The following is a 23,808-nucleotide window of genomic DNA, read 5'->3' as shown; positions in this document are numbered from 1 at the left end:
TTAGTTTATTTGTTGATAGCCTATTACAATTTCATTTTCGGGAACATTATAAAATGAGGGCTCTAGTCCTTCAGGAGAACGCAGTTCAGGAAAAACGTTACGCTCCCGGTGCACAATATTTAATGAGTTAGAATTTAGGGAATAGGTGAAAGCAACAAGATCTACCGCATGATGCACATATAAAATATTGTTTCGAATAGCCAGATCTGTAGCTAATGGAATTTTTATGAAGGCAACAGGATTAGGATTAATAGGATCGGTATTATCTATAATATGAAAGCCTTCACCTACCTCATTTAAATAAATAAGATCGTCTTTAACATATATTTTTCCAGAATTAATTACCGGACGTTCTCCCATAATAACAATGCTCTTTTCAAAATCCTGACGGGATTGGGTTATGGGTTTAAAACTACTCCTGTTAAGATCGTCATCGCTTCCAGTTCCAGGCCAACAGGATTGCAATATTAATAATATTGAGAAACAGAATAGAAGTTTTTTCATAAAGCGACTCTTATAATTCATAAAAATGAATCTTTCCAAAATTTCTGCGGGAAAAAACAAAGATTTGATAAATATAATTAAATTTTTATAAACTATGGCTTCGGAAAACTCATAAATACTGGCGATTCGTTTAAAGTCTTGCTGCTACTCCATTTTCAAAATCAGCCTGAATATAGCTACAGTTTAAATTCAAAGCAAACTAACGGTATAGCCTAAGCATTAATACATTTCAAACTTAAGCATAACATACCATATATAAATTAGACCTTATTTTCAAAAAATCATTTAAAAAAATGAGGTCGATTTATAAGCTTTAAAAAATTATGTTGGTATCCAATAAAACTTCTAAAGAACTATGTTAGCTCATAATTTACAAAAGTTCAGTGCTAACTATTCATTTTAGACCCTGCTTTCAGAAATTTATGGTTAAAAAGATATCGATAAATATTGAAATTTATAATGTTTATCAGTCAGTTAATATCAAGTCTCAAGTCTTGTTTCTTTCAGCAGAGCGATCTTTTAATGTTAACCCACATAACTGAAATACTTACTCTTCCAATGTATCATTAAGCTTTTTTATAATACTCCTAATATCCTCTATCTTTTGTGCTCCGCGATTATATTCTGCTAACAGCTGTGGTTGTTGCTCTAGCAATTTTTCTATTTTATTCTCTGTAAGCACGGTTACAATTCCTGTTTGGGTGTCCAAAACAATTCCGTGTAATTTAGTTGAAGCCAAGCTTCCTATCATCCCAAAAGCTGCGGTAACGTATTTATTGTCATATTGATCTTCAAAATACACATACTTACCTAGAAATTTCGATTTTATAAAGTATTCTTCTTGGGTGTAATTAGTAGCATTTAGGTATATGTTTTCACCATCTGAATATCCAAAAAGGTTTTTAATTCTTTTTCTGGAATTAGGGTAATGCACCAAGTAATGCTGAAGCTTTTTAGTTTCTGCAATTAATTTGGTATTATAATCTAAGGTATCTACTGGCGAATTACTTAACAGATTATTAAAATTATAATACAATCCTTTCTTTAAACCTTCCGAAAAATCTATTTTTTTATTTGTCCTGTCATTATTCGCCACTGGCAAGTCATTCGGGTCCTTTTCTACACCTTTCAAAGAAGCTTCATTAATAATCTGTGTAAGTGATTCTAAAATTCTTTCGTCGTGTTTATTTGTAACATCCAAACCCTTTTTCTCTACTGTTGCAGAGTAGGTCCCCAAACTATATTTAATACCATCTACAGAATTCAAAAATTCAATTTCTACTTCACAAGTTCCCAATTCGTAAGTAGTGGTAGTTCTTTCAGAAATATAAAGCTTATGGATAAGTGCAGTAATACTTTCTTTATTTTCTGCCGGCGGAAGCAATATATTAAAAGTGTTTTGCAAGTGTTTCTCAAAAGGCTCACTAAAATTTGCAGCTACTTGCTTATTAAATGCTCCTTTTTGTATAACCCCAATACCTTCTTTTGATACCCGGTTATCTATTACTTCGGAAATATAAAAGTTGGAAACCTCCAGTTTTTCTTTTGGTTGAAGCATAACCAAATGAGCATCATTCTGACAAATTCCTTTAAAGGAAATTATTGATATGAATAAAAAGAAAATAATTTTACCTGATTTCATAGTTATTTAAACGTTAGTGTTTTATAGTATAAACATACTTATAAAAATCATTCGTTTTTAAATTCTTAAAAATATAATTTTTCATTAAAACAAAGGCGTTTCAAGGGATTAGATGGAAATCTTTGCTTAAAATTGAATTAAAAAAATCTAGCCTATATAAAAAATTAGAAATTCTTATTTTGTTATTGTATATCCGCTTTTAGTCTTATAGTTCTTTCGTCACCCTGAGACCAGTGATAAAAAAATTTATCTAGTGTAGGAAATTGACTTATGATGGTTCTCAGCAGATTTATCTTTTTAAGAACTTCTTTTTTGCAGTGTAGTGCTTCCACAGCGTAAAATTTTCGAAGCCTTGGAGAAAATTTAGCTGGGGAAGTACGGATCCAATTATGCGGTAGCATAATTGGAAACACCTACAAAAAAGTTTCCTTTTTTTGGTTCGTTTTGGTTGCTTCCGACGAGTGAAGCGAGAGGAAAGCATGGCAAAAAAATGAACAATCGTAAATATTAAACAAATCATTATCGACTAGAGGGAGTGTTTTACAAATTCTTGGAATTACCTAAATGAGAACAAAAAGCGTATTAAAAACTTGTAAGGAATTAAGTATGTTAATTACCTATAAATCAACTACTTATGCAATACGTCAATGGTAATTTATTTCAGGGTCTCAATTTATTATGCTGATTATTAGTGCTCTAAGATTCTGAAACAAGTTCAGAATGACGTACTTAATCAATTTATGACACTTTACGGATATACAGATATTGTTAAACTTAATTTTGATTTGAAGCCATTAAAGCAAGGAAGTTTCTCAATTTAAGTTAAATACAAATTGGCTAAATTAGCACTCATTTAAACACTTAAAATATATTGATGTTCCAAATTCTATTGAAGCGATTCAAATTACTTAGCATAATTATAAGTTTAGTTTTCTGCGCAAGTACACAAAAAGCCATTTCCCAAGAACAAAATAAACAGGTTGCGAAACACGTAATCCTAATTGGGGTGGACGGTTTTGGAGGCTACGCTTTCGAAAAAGCTAAAATTCCAAACATTCGAGAAATGATGAAAAATGGAAGTTATTCCCTAAAAGCCAGAGCTGTGCTCCCATCTTCCAGTGCTGTGAATTGGGCTTCCATGCTTATGGGCTCAGGTCCCGAATTGCACGGATTTACCGAATGGGATAGCAGAGAACCTGAATTACCTTCAGCAAATCTTGGTAAAAGCGAAATCTATCCAACTATTTTTAGTCTAGTAGACACACAATTGCCAAAAGCAAAAAAAGGAGCTATTTATACCTGGGGTGGAATTAGAAATCTTTTTGAAAGAGATCTTGTGGATTTGGATTATAATGCTGAAAATGATACATTAACGCTTGAAAAAGCTACAAAATTTATAATCAAAGAAAAACCGGTTTTCACTTTTATACATTTAGATGACGCCGATCATACAGGACATAAAATCGGCTTTGATTCCCCTGAATATTATATGGATATTGAAGCAATTGATGTCCTTATTGGAAAGATGATCACTAGCCTTGAAGATAAAAATTTAATGAAAGAAACCATCATCATTTTAACTTCAGATCATGGTGGCAACAGGAAAAGCCATGGTGGTAAAACCTTAAAAGAAGTTGAAATTCCCTGGATCGCCTACGGCAAAGGAATATCAAGCCAAGGAGAAATGAGCACTACCATAGTAACTTACGATACCGCAGCTACGATTGCGTTCTTATTAGGACTCGAAATACCTGAATTCTGGAGAGGGAAACCGGTAAAAAATATTCTCGATAAATAACAAAAATGTATTTAATCCCAAGGATCGAAAATATTTCTAAAATAAAATTAATCGGGAAGCGAATGAATATGACTTTTTCCAATCTCCAAACTCAAAACCTTTGGAAAAGTTTTATGCCCCGAAGGAAACAAATAGCGAATGTCTTGGAAAACAAGCTCTTTTCAGTAGAAGTATACAATACTGCGAACTTTTTCGAAGATTTTGATCCTAGACTAGAATTTGAAAAATGGGCTGCAGTTGAGGTCTCTGATTTCGATACTATCCCTTCAGAATTGGAGATTTTAATTATTCCTTCCGGGAAATATGCTGTTTTCAAGTATATAGGAAGAGGTAGTGAGGCTTCAGAAGCTTATAGAAATATAATCCAAGATTGGTTTCCAACTTCAGAATATAAATTGGATCATCGTCCGCATTTTGCAGTGATGGGCGAAAAGTATAAAAATGAAGATCCCACTTCCGAAGAAGAATTATGGTTTCCAATAAAAGCAAAATAAATAATTATAGAGTCAGTAAGCAATTTCATGTTCAAATATTTATGGGTGCTTCGGATGTAAGGTTGAGCATTTCGACTTCACTTGATACAGGCTAAAGTCGATACCTGATTTTTGCATATTAATAGTTCTCGACTGCGCTCGAACAGACTAAAAATCTATTTTATATTATTAACAATCAATTAGTCAGGACTATGAAATTGTACGCATTTAACTACCGACCTTTATATAACTAAATTAATGTTCATTTTCAAAAGCAAACTATGAATAGCAAAATGCATAAAATCCTCTTCCTACTATTTCCTTTAATTTTAATTTCTTCATGCACTTCGAGCAAGAAAATAGAAAAAACAGTAGGAGATAAGTATATCCCAGACGATCCTAAATTATACGAAGAAATTGTAAATATGGACACTCAGTTTTTTGATGCTTATAACAGTTGCAACTTAGAAATGCAGAAATCCATATATGCTGAGGATATAGAATTCATTCACGATCAAGGCGGATTAATGACTTCCAAAAAAGGAATTTTGGATGCAACAGAAAAAAATATCTGCGGAAAAGTCAAAAGGCATTTAGTTCCGGGTAGTATAGAAGTCTACCCCATAAAGGATTTTGGAGCCATAGAATTTGGCAAACATACATTCAAAAACAACCAGGAAAGTGCAGACATTCCTTCTCAAATTGGGAAATTTGTGATCTTTTGGGAGAAAAAAGAATCGAAATGGTTTATCACTAAGGTTGTTAGTGTGCATTAGCTCATAAAGGCAAAAAGGGATTTATTATTTATCAAAATCTCTTTTCAAAACTCCCTATAATTTTAGTAATTTTCCGCCGTAATAACTGCCAACACCACTTTCATGGAAATATTTTTACAAGCAGATACTTGGATTGCCCTACTTACATTAACCTTTATGGAAATTGTATTAGGAATAGATAATATTATTTTTATTTCTTTAGTTGCAGCAAAACTGCCTAAACATCAGCAAAAAAAGGCACGCCTAGGTGGACTTTCTGCCGCATTAATCATGAGGGTTTTACTGCTTTTGAGTATCACTTGGATCATAGGACTTACAGAACCTGTACTTACTTTTGGAAGCTTCGAACTAAGTTGGAGAGACATCATATTAATTGGAGGGGGAGTATTTTTACTGGTAAAAAGTACTCTAGAAATTCATCATAAAGTTGAAGGGCAGCATACGGAACAATCAGTAAAAAAAGTAAGTTCCTTTGGGTATGCAATTCTACAAATCATGCTCTTGGATATTATATTTTCTTTCGATTCTATTTTGACAGCTATTGGTCTTACCGACCAACTTATATTAATGATCATCGCAGTGGTAATTTCCATAATTGTTATGATGATTTTTGCGAGACCCGTGGGAGATTTCGTGGACAAGCATCCTACAATTCAAATTCTTGCTCTTTCCTTTTTAATTTTAATAGGAGTAATGCTAATTATTGAAGGAGCTCATTATCATGTACCAAAAGGCTACATCTATTTTGCAGTTTTCTTCTCTTTATCTATTGAAATGCTGAATATGAGGTTTAGAAAGAAGAATACTTAAAGTAGAGAACTATTAAATTCAATTAGTATTGTCCAGTAAAAAATCAGGATTTCGGTGAGGCTAGAAGTAACGTGGTTAAGACTGTTTTCAATGTTTAGGAGCTTGCTATTGGAACACAGAATTATTTTTCATTTTTGAAAAATTCATACAGATTAAAATATTGATTTTCAATTAGTTGAAATGAAGTCTTAAGTCTTGAATCTAGCAGCTCAGCGATCTTATATCTTTTGTCGGACGACAGTGAAGATCAATCTAAAATTTCATAATGAATTGGCTTAAAGCTGCCGTTATTACTGTCTTCTGCAGAACATGCGGTTAAGGCAACAATAAGATCCATTTGAGCTTGAAATAGTAAATAATCTCCGGCTTTGCTTAATGGCGGGTCCACACTTAACTTACCATCTGCAGCAAACTGCACGTTCATAAAAATATTGAAAGCGGTTGGCACCTCATCTGGCTGGATGTTGAACTTTTTGAGATTAGTATATAAATTTTCAAAACAACTCGGGTGGTATTCTGGATTGTCATACATAATTTGGAAAGTCTCCGGACTGCAAGGAGCTAAAAGAAAATCATTTCTTCCATTGGTGTCTTCCAAGATCTCCATCATTTTTCTACTGCGATTACTCCATAGAAAATTCCCTTTTGTAATAAGTACACTTTCCTCAAAATCTAAAGTTTTTCCTGAAGAAATTTTCTCTCGGGTATCTTCTGCATTAAAAAGAACCATATCACTCACCTGTTCTCCTAGGGGATCCAAAACTTTCAATTTCTGTCCTTTCTTTATAGTAAAAGCAGCTCCAGTTTGTTTTTTAATGACTTCCATTATTTTCTTTTTTAATGTTTTTGCTCAATTCCCTACTCAACGCATCTCCCTCACTTAAATGATCCACTACAGATTCTACATCCTCCTTTTTATAAGTCTGATGCAATTTTGCCACTCCTTCAATTTTAACCGGCTCTGCCCAAAACCCCGTTATTAATGGAAGGTGATCTTCTAACATTTGCTTAGGTAGATCTTTATAATATAATGGCTTCGTCTGATTTTTTTCAAATCTATGAACCAAATTCTCTAAAGACGTTTCTAGCTCTTCTCGGGATTGTAATTTTAATTTAACATTTACATGCACTGCAGAATAATCCCATGTGCTTATGTCCTTTTCCTGATACCAAGAGGAAGAAACATATCCATGTGCCCCTTGAAATATCATTAAAGCCTCTGCATCATTTTTTAGATATTGGAGTTGTTCATTATTGTTGGCGATATGGGAATACAATCTAAATTTTTGAGGATTTCCCTCAACGAGGACAGGAATATGTGTGGCCAAAAGACGTTCCCCTTTCAGAATAAAACTCGCGAAAGGATGTTTTTTAATAAATTCAAATAAATATTCAGGGTCTTGCTTCTTATATTTCTTTGGCTGATACATGTATTAGATTTTCCCAGAAAGAAACGGACATTTCCATTCATCTCCAACTTTTCTTCCGCTGTATTGTCTGGCTTCACTATTCTCACCAAAATCCTGAAGTACTGGGTTTATATCTCCCTGCAGTTCTGTATCTCTCTCCCGAATTTTATCCCTTACAACCTCATAGGTTCCCATTTCTCGTAACTTTTCAAATTGCCAGTGCAAATTAAAAGCAATAGTAGGGAAAGGAGATTGCCTAGACATTCTAGAACTGTTTGGATGCAAACCAACGATATAGAAAGCTTTCCCGCCTAAACTGAAACTGAAATCTTTATTTGAAGGATCGCTGCTCACCGAAGGGTCCCAAGCATCTGTATCTTCTTCATGTAAGAAATCCAGCTGTTTCCATAGAATATCCTCGAATTGCTGCTCGGTAAAGGTTTTTCTTCCTTTAAATACTGCCATAAAAGTCAAAAAATCATTAGATTCGAAATCATAATTGGAGATATACTTTTTCAAATCTTTCAAAATTTTCCTTGCGGTATTTTTAGAGCCGAAATTCTCGTAAGTATGAAAATCGACTTTATCCATACTAAAAACAGTTTGCGCCATTACGCATGGATGATCTTGCTCTATGATAAAATCGATGAATTTTTCCTTTATCTTCTCATCTTCAATCTGGATTTCCGACTTGCGTTTAATCGGATTTATTTCTGGTTCAGGAATCATTTTCTGGTAGTTTCTATAAAAGTATACAGGACTTAATTCAACCAAAAGAGATTTAAGACCATCTTCTGATAAAAATAAAACTCTTTAACACCATGATTTGAAATGGGTTAAGATGCTGAACTAATAACATTAAAAGGGAAATAAATACTGTAGTTTATTTTCTTGAAAAAGACACAAAAGCTTTATTTCCTAACCCCCTGCATTAACCAATCTTCCAATTCTACATTTTCATCTTTAGTATGCAAAACCGAAATGTCTCCTGTTGCTTCAAAAACCACCGCTCTAACTTGGGAGAGTTCTAAAACATTGGTTTCTCTTAATTTCGATCTTAAATCTGACTCTGTTACTCTAGCTTTCTTGAGGTTTTCGTGCAATATCTTGGTTCCATCCATCAACATCAACGGAGTGTTATCAACAAGTTTTTCTATATTTGAAGATCGTCTTAAGGTAGCAACAGTGAGTTGAAGTATGTAAACCATTGCAAGTCCAACAACACCATCTGTAAGACTTACAGATTTTGAAAGAACTGTAGTCGCAATGATAGATCCTATTGCTACAGTCATTGCAAAATCAAAACTAGACATTTTAGAAAAACTACGCTTACCTGCCAATCTTGTAAAGATTATTACTGCCAGATAAATTCCAATTGTCGTGATACAGATTGCTATAACAGATGTCCAGGATGCTTCAAACCACTTTTCCATATCTAGTTCTTTAAATTATTTCTTCTTTTTTTCAACTCTTGTATTACAAATTATTGATCGAGTAGCACAATTAAATTTGAATATCAGTAATTTACCAAGTGTAATTGCAATTTAAAAATTACTGTCAATAAAATAACTATAAATTATGAATCCAATCTATAAAATTGGTCATCGCGGGGCGAAAGGACATTGTACCGAAAACACTCTGGAAAGTATCAAACTCGCATTGGGAATGGGAATAGACGGAATAGAAATAGATGTCCACTTATGCGCTTCGGGAGAACTGGTGGTTTTTCACGATTTCACTCTAGACCGATTGAGTGATGGTATTGGAGAAGTTACTACTAAGACTTATGAGCAACTTCAGCAATTAACTCTTAAAGGAGGTTACAAAATCCCTTTGCTAACCGAGGTTTTAGATCTTATTGAAGGCAAATGTTCTATTAATATAGAACTTAAAGGTTTGCATACCGCAAAAGGCACTTGCGCCACTATTTCTAATTATATAGATAAAGGCTGGGAATACTCGAGCATTTTAGTTTCTTCCTTTCAAGAAAATGAATTACTAGAAGTAAAAAAAATAAATAGTAATATTCTTATTGCAATACTTAGTAAAGCAAGTGTAGAGGAAGCAATAGAATGGGCTAAGGTATTAAACGCCACCGCAATTCACCCTTCCCTTGGAATTATTACCAGACAAAGTGTTATAGATGCCCATAATGAAGGATTTAATGTAAATGTATGGACGGTGAATGAGCCAGAAGATATTGCCAGAATGATCGATTTTGGCGTAGATGGAATAATTTCAGATTACCCAGACAGACTTGGCTAAAATGCTACTCTGAAAACCGCTAACTTTGCGCTTTCAATTTTTTCTGAATGAAGTATGATATTATTATTATTGGGGGGGGTGCTGCAGGATTCTTTGCTGCTATCAACGCTGCCGAATTAGATCCAAATGCCAAAATTTTAATTTTGGAAAGAGGAAAAGAAGTGCTTACTAAAGTGCGTATTTCGGGAGGTGGAAGATGTAATGTTACTCATGCTGAATTTACTCCAAGCGAACTAATAAAAAAATATCCTAGAGGAGAAAAAGAGCTGCGCGGTCCTTTTCATTCCTTTATGACGGGAGATACAATTGCCTGGTTTGAAGAACGCGGAATTGAATTGAAAATTGAAGAAGACGGGCGAATGTTCCCTGTTTCAGACTCTTCGGAAACTATTATAGATTGTTTTCTTTCTGAAACTCAGCGATTAGGTATTGAGATCCTTAAAAATCATTCTGTTCAGAATATAACTTCAGAAAATGAGCAATGGCTTATAAATACTAATAATGGAGATTTTTCTGCTGAAAAACTTCTTGTAGCCACAGGAAGTAATCCGAAGATCTGGAAATTATTGGAAGGTTTAGGGCATCAAATGGAAACCGCAGTGCCTTCATTATTTACATTCAATATAAAAGATGAGAGAATTAAAGAACTTCCGGGAGTTGCCACTTTTGCTAGCGTGAAAATTCCAGAAATAAATATGGAAGATGAAGGTCCTCTTTTAATTACTCACTGGGGATTAAGTGGCCCGGCAATCTTAAAACTTTCTGCTTGGGGTGCCCGAGAGTTGAATGAGCTTAGTTATAAATTTAAGATCCAGGTAAATTGGCTTGCGCATCAAAATTCAGAAGAAATTCTAGAGCAATTGTTAGAGCTCAAATTGAAACATGCTAAACAGCAACTTACCAAATACGCTCAATTTGACTTACCAAAACGTTTATGGAAAAGTTTGGTTCTAGCTTCGGGGATATCAGAAACCGATATTTGGGCAGATATTAATAAAAAACAATTAGTCACACTTAGTGAGCAACTTACAAAATCGGAGTTTTCTGTAGATGGAAAAAGCACTTTTAAGGAAGAGTTTGTAACTGCCGGGGGAATTAAACTTAATGAAGTAAACTTTAAAACCTTTGAAAGTAAGCTTCAGAAAAATTTATATTTCGCAGGAGAAGTTCTGAATATAGATGCCATTACAGGCGGGTTTAATTTTCAAAATGCATGGACTGGTGGCTACTTAGCTGCCAAGGCAATGACTAGTCTAGATTAATAAAATATTACAAGTTCAGTCTCCAGATCTCAAAATTCAAGACCGCTGCAAAAGCTACCCAAATAGCATAAGGAATAAGTAAATATGCCGCAGTTTTATTTACAATTTTAAACCATTTAATGGTCAAAAGAAGGACTATAAAAAGCGCTATTATATCCAATAATGCCCAAAAGGGTTCCATCAACCCAAAGAAAAGCAAGGACCAGGAAGCATTTAGCAAAAGTTGAAACCCAAAATGATATAAGGCTATTTGCACCCATTTGTGATAAAAACCTTTATTCCAAACTATTCCCGCTGCAATTCCCATTAATATATATAATACCGTCCAAACAGGTCCGAAGATCCAGTTTGGCGGATTGAAACTAGGTTTATTAAGCTGTAAATACCAACCTCCAATACTTGTTTGAGTAGCAAGAGATCCCAAAAAACCAATAAATAGGCAAATACCTAGAGCTAAGGAAACCCGTATGAAGAATTTAGAAGTCATTTTTTTAGTTGGTTTGGCAACCTAAAATAGGAAATTATTTGAAATCATGAGTTTGATTGTTTGTAAAGTATCATAAACTGAACTAGGACGTCATTCTGAACTCGTTTCAGAATCTCATAAAACTATAAAGGAATAGGATAAATGGAGACCCTGAAATAAATTACCATTGACGTAATTCAAGAATCTGGAATACTCTCCCTCTGGTCGGTAAAGATCTGTTTAATTTCTAAGATTGTTCATTTTTTTGTTATGCTTTCCTCTCGCTTCACTCGTCGGAAGCAATCTAAACGAACCAAAAAAAGGACACTTTTTTGTAGGTGTTTCCAATTATGCTACCGCATAATTAGAACCGTACTTCAACGGCTAAATTTTCTCCAAGGCTTCGAAAATTTTACGCCGTGGAACTACTACACTTGCAAAAAAGAAGTTCTTAAGAAGATAAATCAGCTAGAAACAATTATACGTCAAAAACCTAAGCTAGATAATTTTTTTTATTACGGGTCTCAGGGTGACGAAATACTTTTATGATAAAAAAGGGATATAAAATCCTAGGTTATCATCTCTTAACTAAAAAAGTATATTTGTCTAAAATTTAAGGAGGATGAAAGCAAAAGATTTTATACCACAATCTAATCTAGAGACAATTGTTACCGGTAAAGTTACTTGGCAATCGCCTAGCAACATTGCTTTGGTAAAATATTGGGGTAAAAAAGAGAATCAAATTCCTGCAAATCCTTCTATCAGTTTTACGTTGAATAATTGTAAAACAATAACCAGTTTAGAGTTTACTCGTAAAAAAGATTCTGAACAGAAGGGAGACCTTTTTGATTTCGAATTTTATTTTGAGGGTCAAAAGAAAGAAGATTTTAAGCCTAAAATTTATACTTTTTTTGAAAGAATAGAAGAATATTGTCCTTATCTATTGGACTATAAACTTATTATAAATTCTGAAAATTCCTTTCCTCACAGTAGCGGGATTGCCTCTTCTGCTAGTGGAATGAGTGCGCTGGCTTTATGTGTTATGAGTTTAGAGAAGCAACTTTTTCCGAATATTTCTGAAGATTATTTTTATAAAAAAGCTTCTTTTCTTGCGCGCTTAGGTTCAGGAAGTGCATGCAGAAGCGTGCAGGGGAAAATAGTTGTTTGGGGTGAGCACGCTAACATTAATGGAAGTTCAAATCTCTATGGTGTAGATTACCCAAACAAGGTTCATGAAGTTTTTGAAAATTATCAGGATACTATTTTATTGGTAGATAAAGGGGAGAAAAAAGTGAGCAGCAGTGTGGGACACAACTTAATGCACGACCATCCTTTTTCGGAAGAGCGTTTTAAGCAAGCACATAAAAATTTAGCTACTCTAAAGGACATATTTAAATCAGGAAACTTAAATGATTTTATTGAAATAGTAGAGAGTGAGGCTTTAACATTGCACGCAATGATGATGAGCAGCAAGCCTTATTTCATCTTAATGAAGCCTAACACATTGGAAATCATTAATAAAATATGGGCTTTTAGAGAAGCAACCGGACTACCTGTTTGTTTTACATTAGATGCGGGCGCAAATGTTCATGTATTGTATCCAGAAAAAAATAAGACTGAAGTTTTTCAATTCATTGAGGATAAATTACTTGGGTATTGTGAAAAAAATCAATTTATATCTGACAGTATAGGTTTAGGTTCAAAAAAATTGTAGTTTTAATTGATTATATTTGCCTCGAAATCTATCGTTTAGAATTCTATTCAATTCAGAATATTACAAGCTTATGAAAGGACCATTATTTTATTCTAAGATCTTGCTTTTCGGAGAATACGGGATCATCAAGGATTCCAAAGGTTTATCTATACCATACAATTTTTATAATGGTGCTTTAAAGGTGGATGAAAACCCTTCTGAAGAAGCTATAGAATCTAATAAAAGCCTTCAAGCTTTTGCTAAACATTTAGGCGAATTAGAAATTTCTAATCCTTCTTTAGTACATTTTAATTTAGATGAATTAAATAAAGATATCTCAAATGGGATGTATTTTGATTCTACTATCCCTCAGGGATATGGAGTTGGGAGCAGTGGTGCCTTGGTTGCAGCAATTTATGATGAATATGCTACAGGTAAGATCACGGTCTTAGAAAATCTAACAAGAGAAAAGTTATTAAAACTGAAAAAGATCTTCGGGGAAATGGAATCTTTCTTCCATGGTAAATCTTCTGGTCTAGATCCTTTAAATAGTTATTTAAGCATTCCTATTTTAATTAATTCTAAAGATAATATTGAGCCTGCCGGAATTCCATCTCAAACTGAAAACGGAAAAGGTGCTGTCTTTTTATTAGACAGTGGTTCTATGGGTGAGACTGCGCCGATGGTGCAGATTTTTATGGAAAACATGAAACAGGAACCTTTTAGAATAATGGTTAAAGATCAGTTTATCAAACATACAGATGCTTGTGTAGATGATTTTTTACAAGGAGATATCAAATCTTTGTTCGGAAATATTAAAAAACTTTCTCATGTTGTCTTGGACAACTTTAAACCAATGATCCCTACTCAATTCCATAAGTTGTGGAAACAAGGAATAGACTCTAATGATTATTACTTGAAACTTTGTGGTTCTGGTGGTGGTGGATACATTTTAGGTTTCACCGAGGATATAGAAAAGGCTAAAAAATCTTTAAAAGATTATAATTTAGAAGTGGTTTACAACTTCTAAAACCTACCGAATTACATGGCGCCAGCTAAGAACAAACTTTTAATGCTTAAGATGTTGAGTTTGTTTTCGGTAGTGCGAGGTTATAATATTCTCATTCTTATAATTGCACAATATCTTACTGCAGCATTCATTCTTGCGCCTGGCTTAGAGTTGAGAGATGTGTTTTTCGATCCAAATCTCTTTTTCCTTATACTTTCTTCTGCCACCGTTATAGCTTCGGGATATATTATCAATAATTTTTATGATAGCGAGAAAGACCTTATAAACAGGCCTAAAAAAACAATGCTGGACAGGCTTATTAGTCAGCGTACCAAACTTTCGGTATATTTTATTCTGAATTTTGCTGCGATCTTCTTTGCCAGTTATGTGTCTTTTAGAGCAGTGGTTTTCTTTTCTATCTATATTTTCACTATCTGGTTATACTCACACAGGATCAAAAAAATCCTTTTTCTTGGTAATATTATGGCAAGTATCTTAGCCATAACCCCATTTTTTGTAGTATTCATCTATTATAAAAATTTTGAAACCGTTATTTTTATCCACGCCACTTTTCTATTCATTATGATCGCGATGCGGGAACTGGTAAAGGATTTGGAGAATTTAAAAGGAGATCTTATTCAGAATTATAAAACGATACCAGTGGTCTATGGTGAAAATTGGAGTAAATTTTTTCTATCTGTGCTCACTGTTCTCGCTGTTATTCCCATCTTGCTTTTAACAACAAGGTTCGACACAGGTCTAATGGATTACTATTTTTACACCTCTTTGCTCCTACTTATTTTCTTTTTACTTTTTCTTTATTTCAGTAATGCTAAGTGGCAATATTTAATACTGCATAATATACTTAAGCTAATTATAGTTGCGGGGGTTTTTAGTATCCTACTTATAGATTACAAAGAAGTTTTTAGTAGAGTTTTTTAAGAATAAAAATCTTTAAGTGTTAAAATATAAAGAGAAAGATATATCTAGTATCTTTGCAAAAAATTAGCGTTATGAGCAGGAATGATAATTCTTCAGGGAAAAAGTTTAGTGGAAGACAAGGTGGTGGGCCAAAGAAAAAATCTATGGCTAGAGGAAATGCTCCTATTAAGAAAGATTCTGCTCCAAAAAGCGCTCCTAAAGGTGCCGTTAAACCAGCCGCGAAAACTGGTCCTAAGCCTGAAGGAATAAGACTAAATAAGTATATCGCAAATTCTGGCGCTTGTTCTCGTAGAGATGCAGATATCTATATTGGCGCAGGAAATGTAACTGTGAACGACAAGATAGTTACCGAAATGGGATACCGTGTAAAACCTACCGAAGAAGTGAAATTTGATGGTAGACGTGTTATTCCAGAGAAACCAGAATATATTCTATTGAACAAGCCTAAAGGTTTCTTTACCACTGGAAGTTTAGAAAAAGGTTCCAGAACGGTAATGGATCTAATAGCTAATGCAACAAAATCCAAAGTAGCGCCTGTTGGAAAACTGGACCGTCAAGCTACTGGACTTCTTTTATTTACCAATGACGGGACTTTGGAAAAACAACTAGGAAAACCAAAGAACGGAATTAGACAGATCTATCATTTAGAACTTAATAAGCCTATTTCTTTTGAAGAATTAAAAAGAATAGAAGACGGAGTTACCCTAGAAGATGGAAAAGTAAAAGTTCAAGAGGTAAGTTATATAGACAATAGACCTAAAAATGAATTGGGAATAGAGACCAATAGTATAAAGCCACACGTGATACAACGTCTATTTAAAAGCTTAGGTTTTGAGGTGGAAAAACTAGACAGAGTAACCTTTGGCGGACTAACGAAAAAGGATCTTCCAAGAGGGAATTACAGAACTCTTACCAAGCAAGAGATCATAAATATAAAAATGCTTTAAGCCTTAGGTCAAAAAATGTAATTTCAACTAACATTTTTTATACATTTGCTTGACTAATAAGTGAATTGCTTTTTAAATATTCATTTTTAGCAACAAGTAAAGTAGAAATTTTCAGATTTAGAATTAAATAAACTCAATTGATAACGTTGATGTTATTTTCAAGTGAAGCCATTGAGCTTCAAGTTTTTAATTCAGCCCTAGGTTCGACAAATCTTAGCGCGCTTACAATTAGCGACTTCCCTTCAATTTATCTTAACAATAATTTACGAGTCAATCCTTTTGACAGTATAATTTAATCCCTAATTTTTAACCAACAATTAAAACAAAGCATTGAACACAAAATATCGCGATTTAATAGAGCAAACTTTTTATTTTCCTCAGGAAGAATTTAAACTAGAAGATAACGAGCTGCAATTTCATGGTATAGATCTTATGAAATTGGTAGAGCAATATGGTGCACCTCTTAAATTCACCTATCTCCCAAAGATATCTGAGAATATAAATCGAGCAAAAGAATGGTTTAAGAATGCAATTAAGGAACACGATTATAAAGGAAAGTATAATTACTGTTACTGTACCAAAAGCTCTCATTTCGAACACGTTTTAAACGAAGCTTTAAATAATGATATTCATATTGAAACTTCATCTGCGTTTGATATTAACATCGTTCAGAAATTAAAAAAATCGGGGAAACTCCATAAAGACGCATATGTTATATGCAATGGTTTTAAAAGAGACCAATACATAAGCAATATTGCAGATCTTTTAAATGAGGGTCATAAGAATTGTATTCCTATAATAGATAATTATGAAGAGATCGATCTTCTTTCTGAACAGATCGACGATCCTTATAAAATTGGAATTAGAATAGCTTCTGAAGAAGAGCCAAAATTCGAATTCTATACTTCCAGATTAGGAATTGGATACAAAAATATTGTTCCTTTTTTCAATAAAAAGGTAAAAGACAACCCACAGGTAGAGCTTAAAATGCTTCACTTTTTTATAAATACCGGAATTCGCGATACTGCCTATTATTGGAATGAGCTTAATAAGTGTTTAAAGGTATATATCGACCTTAAAAAGGTTTGTCCAAGTTTAGACAGTCTCAATATTGGTGGCGGATTTCCAATAAAGAATTCTCTAGCTTTTGAATATGATTACCAATATATGGTGTCAGAGATCGTCAACCAGATCAAACTTACTTGTGAAGAATATGAAGTAGAAGTGCCAAATATCTTTACTGAATTTGGATCGTTCACAGTTGGAGAGAGCGGAGGAGCTATTTATGAGATCCTTTACCAAAAACAACAAAATGATCGTGAGAAGTGGAACATGATAAACTCATCTTTCATCACCACACTTCCAGATACCTGGGCTATTAGCAAGAAATTTGTGATGTTGCCTATAAATAGATGGAATGATGAATATGAGCGTATTTTATTAGGTGGACTTACTTGTGATAGCGACGATTATTATAACTCTGAACAAAATACTAACGCAATTTATCTTCCGAAGTATAAAAAGGAAAAGCCGCTTTTTATAGGTTTCTTTAATACAGGAGCCTATCAAGAAAGCATTGGTGGTTTTGGCGGATTACAACACTGCTTGATTCCACAACCAAAACACATCCTAATAGACAAGGAAAAAGATGGCACATTGACAACTAAAGTATTTAGTGAGCAACAGAATGCCGAAGATCTATTACATATCTTGGGATACGATAGAAACAAATAGATTTAAAAAAATTTATAACTTTAACCATTACAATTTAAACCCTTAATGAGGGAGTCAACTTAAAACTTTTAAAATCAAGCAATGAGCAAAAAGAATTACGCCGGGATACCAGAAAAATATGCACGTTTAGACGATGCACAAGTGGTATTAATCCCTGTTCCTTATGATGGAACAAGCTCCTGGCAAAAAGGCGCAGATAAAGGACCAGATGCTTTTTTAGAAGCTTCAGAGAACATGGAACTTTTCGACATTGAAACGCGTTCAGAAGTTTACAGAAAAGGTATTTACCTGGCTCCGCCAGTAACTGAAAATTCTTCACCAGAGAAAATGGTTGAAGCAGTTCAGAAAACTACCAAAAATTACATAAATCAGGAAAAATTTGTAACCATTTTTGGAGGTGAACATTCTGTAAGTATTGGAACCATTCGTGCTTTTAATGAAGCATTTCCAGATCTTACCGTTGTTCAATTAGATGCTCATGCAGATTTGAGACCAGAATATGAAGGTTCTAAATTTAACCATGCTTGTGCGCTTCATGAAGCTAGAAAAACCACCAACCTAGTTCAGGTAGGAATTCGATCTATGGATGTCTCAGAATTAGAGTATATGGACGAAAATCAGGTATACTTTGGGGATGACCTTTACGAAAATTGGACGGAAGATGCTATTGGTCAAATGACACCTAATGTGTTTATCACGATAGATCTGGATGCTTTTGATCCTTCTATTATGCCATCTACAGGAACACCAGAACCGGGAGGATTACTATGGTATGAAACTTTGGAATTCCTGAAAATGATATTCAAAAAGAAAAATGTAGTAGGATTTGATATTGTAGAGCTTTGTCCAAATGATGTGGATAAATCTTCCGATTTCCTTGCAGCCAAATTATATTATAAAATGTTGAGCTATAAGTTCAAATATTTGAATCATAACCCAGACGAAGACGAAGATGAGTAAAGGAGCGATTTCAGAATTTATTAAAAAATACTATTTACATTTTAATGCCGCTGCTCTTGTAGACGCTGCTGAAGCTTATGAAAAGCAATTAGCACAAGGTTCTAAAATGTTGGTTTCTCTTGCAGGTGCCATGAGTACTGCAGAAATAGGAAAAATATTTGCAGAGATGATCCGTCAGGACAAATTGCAAATAATTTCTTGTACTGGTGCCAATTTAGAGGAAGATGTAATGAATCTAGTTGCGCATTCTCACTACAAAAGAGTGCCAAACTATAGAGATCTTACCCCTCAGGATGAATGGGATCTTTTAGAAAAAGGATTGAACAGAGTTACAGATACTTGTATTCCAGAAGAGGAAGCATTTAGAAGAATTCAGGAGCATATCGTGAAAATCTGGAAAGATGCTGAAGCTGCCGGAGAACGTTATTTCCCGCATGAATACATGTACAAACTTTTACTTTCCGGAGTTTTAGAAGAGTACTATGAAATAGATATTAAGGATTCTTGGATGTACGCTGCGGCAAAAGCAAATCTTCCAATGGTCGTTCCGGGATGGGAAGATAGTACCATGGGGAACATTTTTGCATCTTATGTATTAAAAGGTGAATTAAAGGCAAGCACTATGAAATCTGGGATTGAGTATATGACTTTCCTAGCAGATTGGTATACAGAAAATTCTAAAGAAGGAATTGGCTTCTTCCAGATTGGTGGAGGTATTGCGGGAGATTTCCCAATATGCGTGGTGCCAATGTTATACCAAGATATGGAACGTACAGATACTCCTTTTTGGAACTATTTCTGCCAGATCTCTGATTCTACAACCAGCTACGGATCTTATTCCGGAGCGGTTCCAAATGAGAAGATCACATGGGGAAAATTAGATATCAATACTCCTAAATTTATCATAGAGAGTGATGCTACTATTGTTGCGCCACTTATTTTTGCATACTTATTAGATATGTAGATCTAGATAAAAAATATTTTAAAAGCTGCCAATCTCTTCTGAAAGGCAGCTTTTTATTTTTAAAGTTGTTTTTAAATTATGAATGATTGGATAATATACAGCATAGGATTTCTAGCACAATTACTCTTCTCGATCAGACTTATTTCTCAATGGTTCTTATCTGAAAAGGCTGAAAAAGTAATAACCCCAACTCTGTATTGGAAATTAAGTTTACTTGCGGCGCTCTTGCTATTTATTTACGGATATCTTAGAGGTGATCTTCCCATCATGCTAGGTCAGGCTTTTATCTATACCATTTATTTCAGAAATCTCAAGTTACAGCAGGAATGGAAAAAAACCAACCTGCTTTTCAAGATCACAGTGCTACTTACACCTTTCTTGATTGCTGCATATCTACTATTTTTTAGTGAACTAACCTGGAAATCGCTAGTAGAAAATGAAAATATTCCGCTTTGGTTAATAATTGTCGGAATTATTGGACAGGTAGTTTATACTTCAAGATTTATCTACCAGTGGATATATTCTGAAAGGCACGAAGAATCTTCACTCCCGAAAGTCTTTTGGATTATAAGTATTACTGGCTCTGCTATTCTTTTCACCTATGCTATTTTTAGAAGCGATCCCGTTTTACTTGCTGCTCATTTTTTTGGAGCAATCGTTTATATCAGAAATCTTTTTCTAAAAAATGATTAGAGCTGCAAAAGAGTCTTTCTTCCGAAGAGTTCTTTAATAAAAACACCAATTACAATTATATATTCTAAAGCCACCAACCATAAATTTTCTTGAAATCCATCGGATGTATACGCAGCATAACTTAATATCACCACAAAACTCCAAACCATTAGATATTTATAAGTAGTAAATAAGGATAGCATTAAGGGTATTGCCAAATACCATGGATGAACAGTTGTGGAAAGAAACAAGTATGCGGTGAAACCAAAAAGCATGGCTGTAACAAGTTTTTCAAATGAATTATTCTTTCTGAAGAACGATAAGCCTGCCAATATCCCAATGGTGACCAATGGGAGGGCTTTTCCTGCTGTTTCTATAATATTATAACCCCTTGACTGAAACCCAACCCAACGCACTATATAATAGAAACTAGCGTTGAACTCAAATTTCTGAAACCAAAGGCTAATGCTTGTCATAAAATTTTCGATAAATACTGAAGATAAAATGGGTAAAAAACCCATTACAACTGTAATACCAATAATTAAATAGAATCCTAATAATTTAGCGAAGCCTAATTTCGACTCATTTTCTGCATCATTAATATTCTCTCTTTTATAGATAAAATACCCGAAGAAAACTGGCAAGAACATTAGTGGAACTAACTTTAGTAGCACAGAACACGCAAAGATGATCGCACTACCGATCCATTTTTTTTGCTGAAGTAAGTACAAACTCCAAACTAAGAAAAAAACCATCACGCCTTCAAAATGAAGATTTCCGGTGACTTCAATAATAATAAATGGATTCAACAGATAAAGAAATATTCTGGATTCAGGTAACTTAAGATTTATTAGTAATTTTCTTCCGAAGTATAATACTCCAATATCGGCTAAGATGATGATCATCCTCAAAATGACTACGGCACCAATAATACTCTTTCCAGAAAGGATTCCTGCAATGGCAAACAACAACTGATTTAACGGAGGATAATTGGTAAAATGGCTGGCACTAAGCGCTCCCATCCCGTCAAACAATTCTTTGGCTTGAGCAATGGGGGCAGTTCCCAACTCGATTAAATTCTCTGGCAAATATAAATAAGGGTTAAATCCAGCGGCAATCATTCTGCCATCCCATATAAATCTGTAGAAATCTTGAGACAGATTGGGAATTGCACCAATAAATAAAAGCCTAAATAGCAATGCCACTCCTGCTAAAAACCAAAAGTTGACTTTTTCAATTTTATAAAGCTTCCAACTCAAATAGAATACTCCTGAATAAAGTCCGATGAGTTTTATAAGATCAGAGCGTTCCAAGTCGTATGCAAAGGCAACATAAAATGCTGCGCTAGATACTATAAGTAACAGCGACATTTTATGCAGTTGAAAAAAGTTCTTCATTTAAGGAATTGTAGTTCTTTAAAGAAACGGAAAATTTAGTTTCTGAAACAAGTTCAGAATGACGTGTTTTGGATTTTATATGTCACATCGAGCGGAGTCGAGATGCTTCGATAGACTCAGCATGACATTTCGATTATAAAACTTATAAATAACACTGTCAGTCTGAGCTTGTCGAAGACAGCTATTTCAGTTATAAAACAAACCGTCACATCGAGCGGAGTCGAGATGCTTCGATATCTCGACTCCGCTCGATATGACAACCCAAAACATCATTTTCAATACATTATAAAAGCCTCAATGAGGCGCTAGTCTACGATGTTCATTTTTTTCAATAAGAAAGAAGCATTCATATTCTGGCAGATTCCTTCTTTAAATTTATAGTCGAAAAACAACTCATCGTTTACGATCTCTGCATCAAAATAATGATTCTCCACCTGTTTCAATTCATCTGAAACTTCGCACAAGCTTAGATCATGTGTAGCAATAATTCCTGTCGACTTGGATTTTACCAATTTCTGAATGAACTTTTTAGAGCCTATCGCTTTATCGGTACTGTTTGTTCCCTTCAAAATTTCATCTAATATTATAAAGTATTTATCTTCCTGAATTTCATTTACGATATACTGCAAACGCTTCAGTTCAGAAAAGAAATAAGACTCATCATCACTAAGCGAGTCTGTAGTTCTCATACTCGTAATAAGTTTGATTGGCGTATACTCACTTTTATCGGCACAAACAGGAAGACCAATATTAGCCATCACAATGTGCAGGGATACAGTTCTCAAAAACGTGCTTTTCCCTGCCATATTAGCTCCGGTAATGATCATGAAATGTTCATTCTCTATATAAATATCGTTATCTACTCTCTTTTCAGGATTTAGCAAAGGATGCCCCAGTTTTTGTGCCTTGATAATCGACTTATCTTTATGGATCTCTGGGAAGCTATAGTGGGCATGATTAAATGCAAAATTCCCAAGGCTGTTATACGCATCTATAAATTCGATCACCTCGAACCAGTTCTTCACATTTTCATAATGTGCCGAAATCCATTTCTCAAGACGTAATGATTGTCTTAGATCCCATAAAAGAAACCCATTCCCTATAGCTATGAATATACCGTTATTCCGCTGATCCAAAGCATCGATAGCTTTAGAAAAAGATTTCAATATTTTTGACGCCTTTTTTTCTTCAGATGTCACATTGGATTGCTGCTCCTTTAAGATATCAGATTGAAAGCTCACAGTCTCGATCATTCCCAATAACTGATAGTATTGATGGAAGGTATCCTGCACTTTCCCAACATTACCCGCAAGAACATTTATTTTCTTTACATATATCGCGGTAATCCCCCAGCCCACTAAAAACCATCCAAAAACAAACCATCCATTGATGCTTTGCATGTAATATGCAGCTATTAATAATATAGAAATTGCCGTGAAGACCCAGCTAAGCCAAAACATGAATTTCGGAACAAAAGTTTTATAATTGGTTAACCATTTTAGCACATTGCTAGAACTGTTTTCTGTTTTTACCAACTTTGCTACAGCAGAGAATTCCTGTCTCCATGTTGCCTTTTCTGCCAATTCCTTGATAGCTTCCTGCTTTTCAGGAATTTGTAGAATAGTGTTCTCTGTTAAGATTTTGGCTAACTTTCGTTTCCCATCTTTTAAAGAAGTTCTATTCAAATACTGGAAAAAAGATCCATTTCCAAACAGATCTATATCCTGACTAAAAGGATGATCGTGATCTTCGAATTCCTTTCCGGTTGCTAAATGAGAAAAATTTCTATTCAAAACTTCCAGCTCAGTTTCATTCAGCTTTACAAGTTCATCAATTTTATTGCGCTTGTACTTCAAGTCTGAATGGCGAGAAACCAAGAATAAGAATATGCCGAATCCAACTACTCCAATTAAAGCAGCAATCTTCCAATCTGGATAAAAGTAATAGATGCCAAAAGCAGTTCCTATAAAAAGGATTAGGCGCAGCATACTAGACAAGTTGAGTTGCTTGTTGGCCTCTTTTAAACGCTTATTTTGGGTTGCTTTTTCTTGGGTATAAAAATCGAATGCTGTCATGAAATTTAAT

Annotated in this window: 23 protein-coding genes; 14 read left to right on the top strand and 9 right to left on the bottom strand. The window is 34.2% G+C overall.

The window, feature by feature from the left end:
- Together ES724_RS09635 and ES724_RS09630 are read right to left on the bottom strand one after the other, a co-directional pair.
- Positions 1–504, bottom strand: a complete 504-nt coding sequence (locus ES724_RS09635) for a hypothetical protein (protein WP_146932472.1) — start codon at positions 502–504, stop codon at positions 1–3.
- Between the two features lie 547 nt (positions 505–1,051).
- Positions 1,052–2,146, bottom strand: coding sequence for a hypothetical protein (locus ES724_RS09630; protein ID WP_146932470.1), 1,095 nt, complete (start codon positions 2,144–2,146; stop codon positions 1,052–1,054).
- A gap of 874 nt (positions 2,147–3,020) precedes the next feature.
- On the opposite strand from ES724_RS09630, the gene ES724_RS09625 reads away from it, so the two are divergent.
- From ES724_RS09625 to ES724_RS09610, 4 genes are all read left to right on the top strand, one after another.
- Positions 3,021–3,944, top strand: coding sequence for an alkaline phosphatase (locus ES724_RS09625; RefSeq protein WP_146932468.1), 924 nt, complete (start codon positions 3,021–3,023; stop codon positions 3,942–3,944).
- Between the two features lie 5 nt (positions 3,945–3,949).
- Positions 3,950–4,438: a GyrI-like domain-containing protein gene (locus tag ES724_RS09620; protein ID WP_146932466.1), complete on the top strand. Its 489-nt coding sequence runs from the start codon at positions 3,950–3,952 to the stop codon at positions 4,436–4,438.
- A 260-nt stretch (positions 4,439–4,698) separates the two neighbouring features.
- Positions 4,699–5,193 carry a nuclear transport factor 2 family protein gene (locus ES724_RS09615; RefSeq protein WP_146932464.1) on the top strand — a complete coding sequence of 165 codons (495 nt, stop codon included), beginning with the start codon at positions 4,699–4,701 and terminating at the stop codon, positions 5,191–5,193.
- A 102-nt stretch (positions 5,194–5,295) separates the two neighbouring features.
- A complete protein-coding gene (locus ES724_RS09610) occupies positions 5,296–6,003 on the top strand; it encodes a TerC family protein (RefSeq protein ID WP_146932462.1) in 708 nt (235 codons plus the stop codon).
- 247 nt (positions 6,004–6,250) lie between these two features.
- On the opposite strand, the gene ES724_RS09605 is transcribed toward ES724_RS09610, so the two are convergent.
- From ES724_RS09605 to ES724_RS09590, 4 genes are all read right to left on the bottom strand, one after another.
- Positions 6,251–6,829, bottom strand: a complete 579-nt coding sequence (locus ES724_RS09605) for a DUF1989 domain-containing protein (protein WP_146932460.1) — start codon at positions 6,827–6,829, stop codon at positions 6,251–6,253.
- Complete coding sequence (locus ES724_RS09600; protein WP_146932458.1) at positions 6,816–7,433, bottom strand: FMN-binding negative transcriptional regulator; 618 nt, start codon at positions 7,431–7,433, stop codon at positions 6,816–6,818. The genes ES724_RS09605 and ES724_RS09600 overlap by 14 nt, the downstream gene beginning before the upstream one ends.
- Before the next feature lie 3 nt (positions 7,434–7,436).
- The gene (gene gntA, locus ES724_RS09595) at positions 7,437–8,141 is read right to left on the bottom strand and encodes a guanitoxin biosynthesis heme-dependent pre-guanitoxin N-hydroxylase GntA (RefSeq protein ID WP_146932456.1); all 705 of its coding nucleotides are present in this window, start codon (positions 8,139–8,141) and stop codon (positions 7,437–7,439) included.
- A 182-nt stretch (positions 8,142–8,323) separates the two neighbouring features.
- Entirely contained in the window at positions 8,324–8,845 is a 522-nt protein-coding gene (locus ES724_RS09590) for a DUF421 domain-containing protein (RefSeq protein ID WP_146932454.1), read from the bottom strand.
- A 145-nt stretch (positions 8,846–8,990) separates the two neighbouring features.
- Between ES724_RS09590 and ES724_RS09585 the strand changes: the two genes are divergently transcribed.
- Both ES724_RS09585 and ES724_RS09580 read left to right on the top strand, forming a co-directional pair.
- Positions 8,991–9,677: a glycerophosphodiester phosphodiesterase gene (locus ES724_RS09585; RefSeq protein ID WP_146932453.1), complete on the top strand. Its 687-nt coding sequence runs from the start codon at positions 8,991–8,993 to the stop codon at positions 9,675–9,677.
- A gap of 47 nt (positions 9,678–9,724) precedes the next feature.
- Complete coding sequence (locus ES724_RS09580; RefSeq protein ID WP_146932451.1) at positions 9,725–10,939, top strand: BaiN/RdsA family NAD(P)/FAD-dependent oxidoreductase; 1,215 nt, start codon at positions 9,725–9,727, stop codon at positions 10,937–10,939.
- A 7-nt stretch (positions 10,940–10,946) separates the two neighbouring features.
- On the opposite strand, the gene ES724_RS09575 is transcribed toward ES724_RS09580, so the two are convergent.
- Positions 10,947–11,426, bottom strand: coding sequence for a TspO/MBR family protein (locus tag ES724_RS09575; RefSeq protein WP_146932449.1), 480 nt, complete (start codon positions 11,424–11,426; stop codon positions 10,947–10,949).
- Positions 11,427–12,027: 601 nt separating this feature from the next.
- On the opposite strand from ES724_RS09575, the gene ES724_RS09570 reads away from it, so the two are divergent.
- From ES724_RS09570 to ES724_RS09535, 8 genes are all read left to right on the top strand, one after another.
- A complete protein-coding gene (locus ES724_RS09570; RefSeq protein WP_146932447.1) occupies positions 12,028–13,119 on the top strand; it encodes a diphosphomevalonate/mevalonate 3,5-bisphosphate decarboxylase family protein in 1,092 nt (363 codons plus the stop codon).
- Between the two features lie 70 nt (positions 13,120–13,189).
- Positions 13,190–14,128, top strand: a complete 939-nt coding sequence (locus tag ES724_RS09565; protein ID WP_146932445.1) for a mevalonate kinase family protein — start codon at positions 13,190–13,192, stop codon at positions 14,126–14,128.
- 15 nt (positions 14,129–14,143) lie between these two features.
- Entirely contained in the window at positions 14,144–15,049 is a 906-nt protein-coding gene (locus tag ES724_RS09560; RefSeq protein WP_146932443.1) for a geranylgeranylglycerol-phosphate geranylgeranyltransferase, read from the top strand.
- Positions 15,050–15,120: 71 nt separating this feature from the next.
- Positions 15,121–15,996 (top strand): pseudouridine synthase, encoded by an 876-nt coding sequence (locus tag ES724_RS09555; protein WP_026836600.1) that lies wholly within the window; start codon positions 15,121–15,123, stop codon positions 15,994–15,996.
- A gap of 330 nt (positions 15,997–16,326) precedes the next feature.
- Positions 16,327–17,730 carry an arginine decarboxylase gene (locus ES724_RS09550; RefSeq protein ID WP_146932441.1) on the top strand — a complete coding sequence of 468 codons (1,404 nt, stop codon included), beginning with the start codon at positions 16,327–16,329 and terminating at the stop codon, positions 17,728–17,730.
- An 81-nt stretch (positions 17,731–17,811) separates the two neighbouring features.
- Positions 17,812–18,690 (top strand): agmatinase, encoded by an 879-nt coding sequence (speB, locus tag ES724_RS09545; protein WP_146932440.1) that lies wholly within the window; start codon positions 17,812–17,814, stop codon positions 18,688–18,690.
- Positions 18,683–19,654: a deoxyhypusine synthase family protein gene (locus ES724_RS09540; RefSeq protein WP_026836603.1), complete on the top strand. Its 972-nt coding sequence runs from the start codon at positions 18,683–18,685 to the stop codon at positions 19,652–19,654. Before speB ends, ES724_RS09540 begins: the two co-directional genes overlap by 8 nt.
- 78 nt (positions 19,655–19,732) lie before the next feature.
- A complete protein-coding gene (locus ES724_RS09535; RefSeq protein WP_146932439.1) occupies positions 19,733–20,347 on the top strand; it encodes a lipid-A-disaccharide synthase N-terminal domain-containing protein in 615 nt (204 codons plus the stop codon).
- Here ES724_RS09535 and ES724_RS09530 read toward each other — a convergent pair.
- Positions 20,344–21,723, bottom strand: coding sequence for a DUF2079 domain-containing protein (locus tag ES724_RS09530; RefSeq protein ID WP_246136853.1), 1,380 nt, complete (start codon positions 21,721–21,723; stop codon positions 20,344–20,346). The genes ES724_RS09535 and ES724_RS09530 overlap by 4 nt on opposite strands.
- A gap of 305 nt (positions 21,724–22,028) precedes the next feature.
- Complete coding sequence (locus ES724_RS09525) at positions 22,029–23,798, bottom strand: MutS-related protein (protein ID WP_146932438.1); 1,770 nt, start codon at positions 23,796–23,798, stop codon at positions 22,029–22,031.
- Positions 23,799–23,808 lie beyond the last annotated feature (10 nt).

It is taken from the genome of Gillisia hiemivivida, assembly GCF_007997295.1.
Taxonomy (GTDB): Bacteria; Bacteroidota; Bacteroidia; order Flavobacteriales; family Flavobacteriaceae; genus Gillisia; species Gillisia hiemivivida.
The sequence above is the reverse complement of the archived record's forward strand: the minus strand, read 5'-3'. Positions and strand labels throughout refer to the sequence as shown.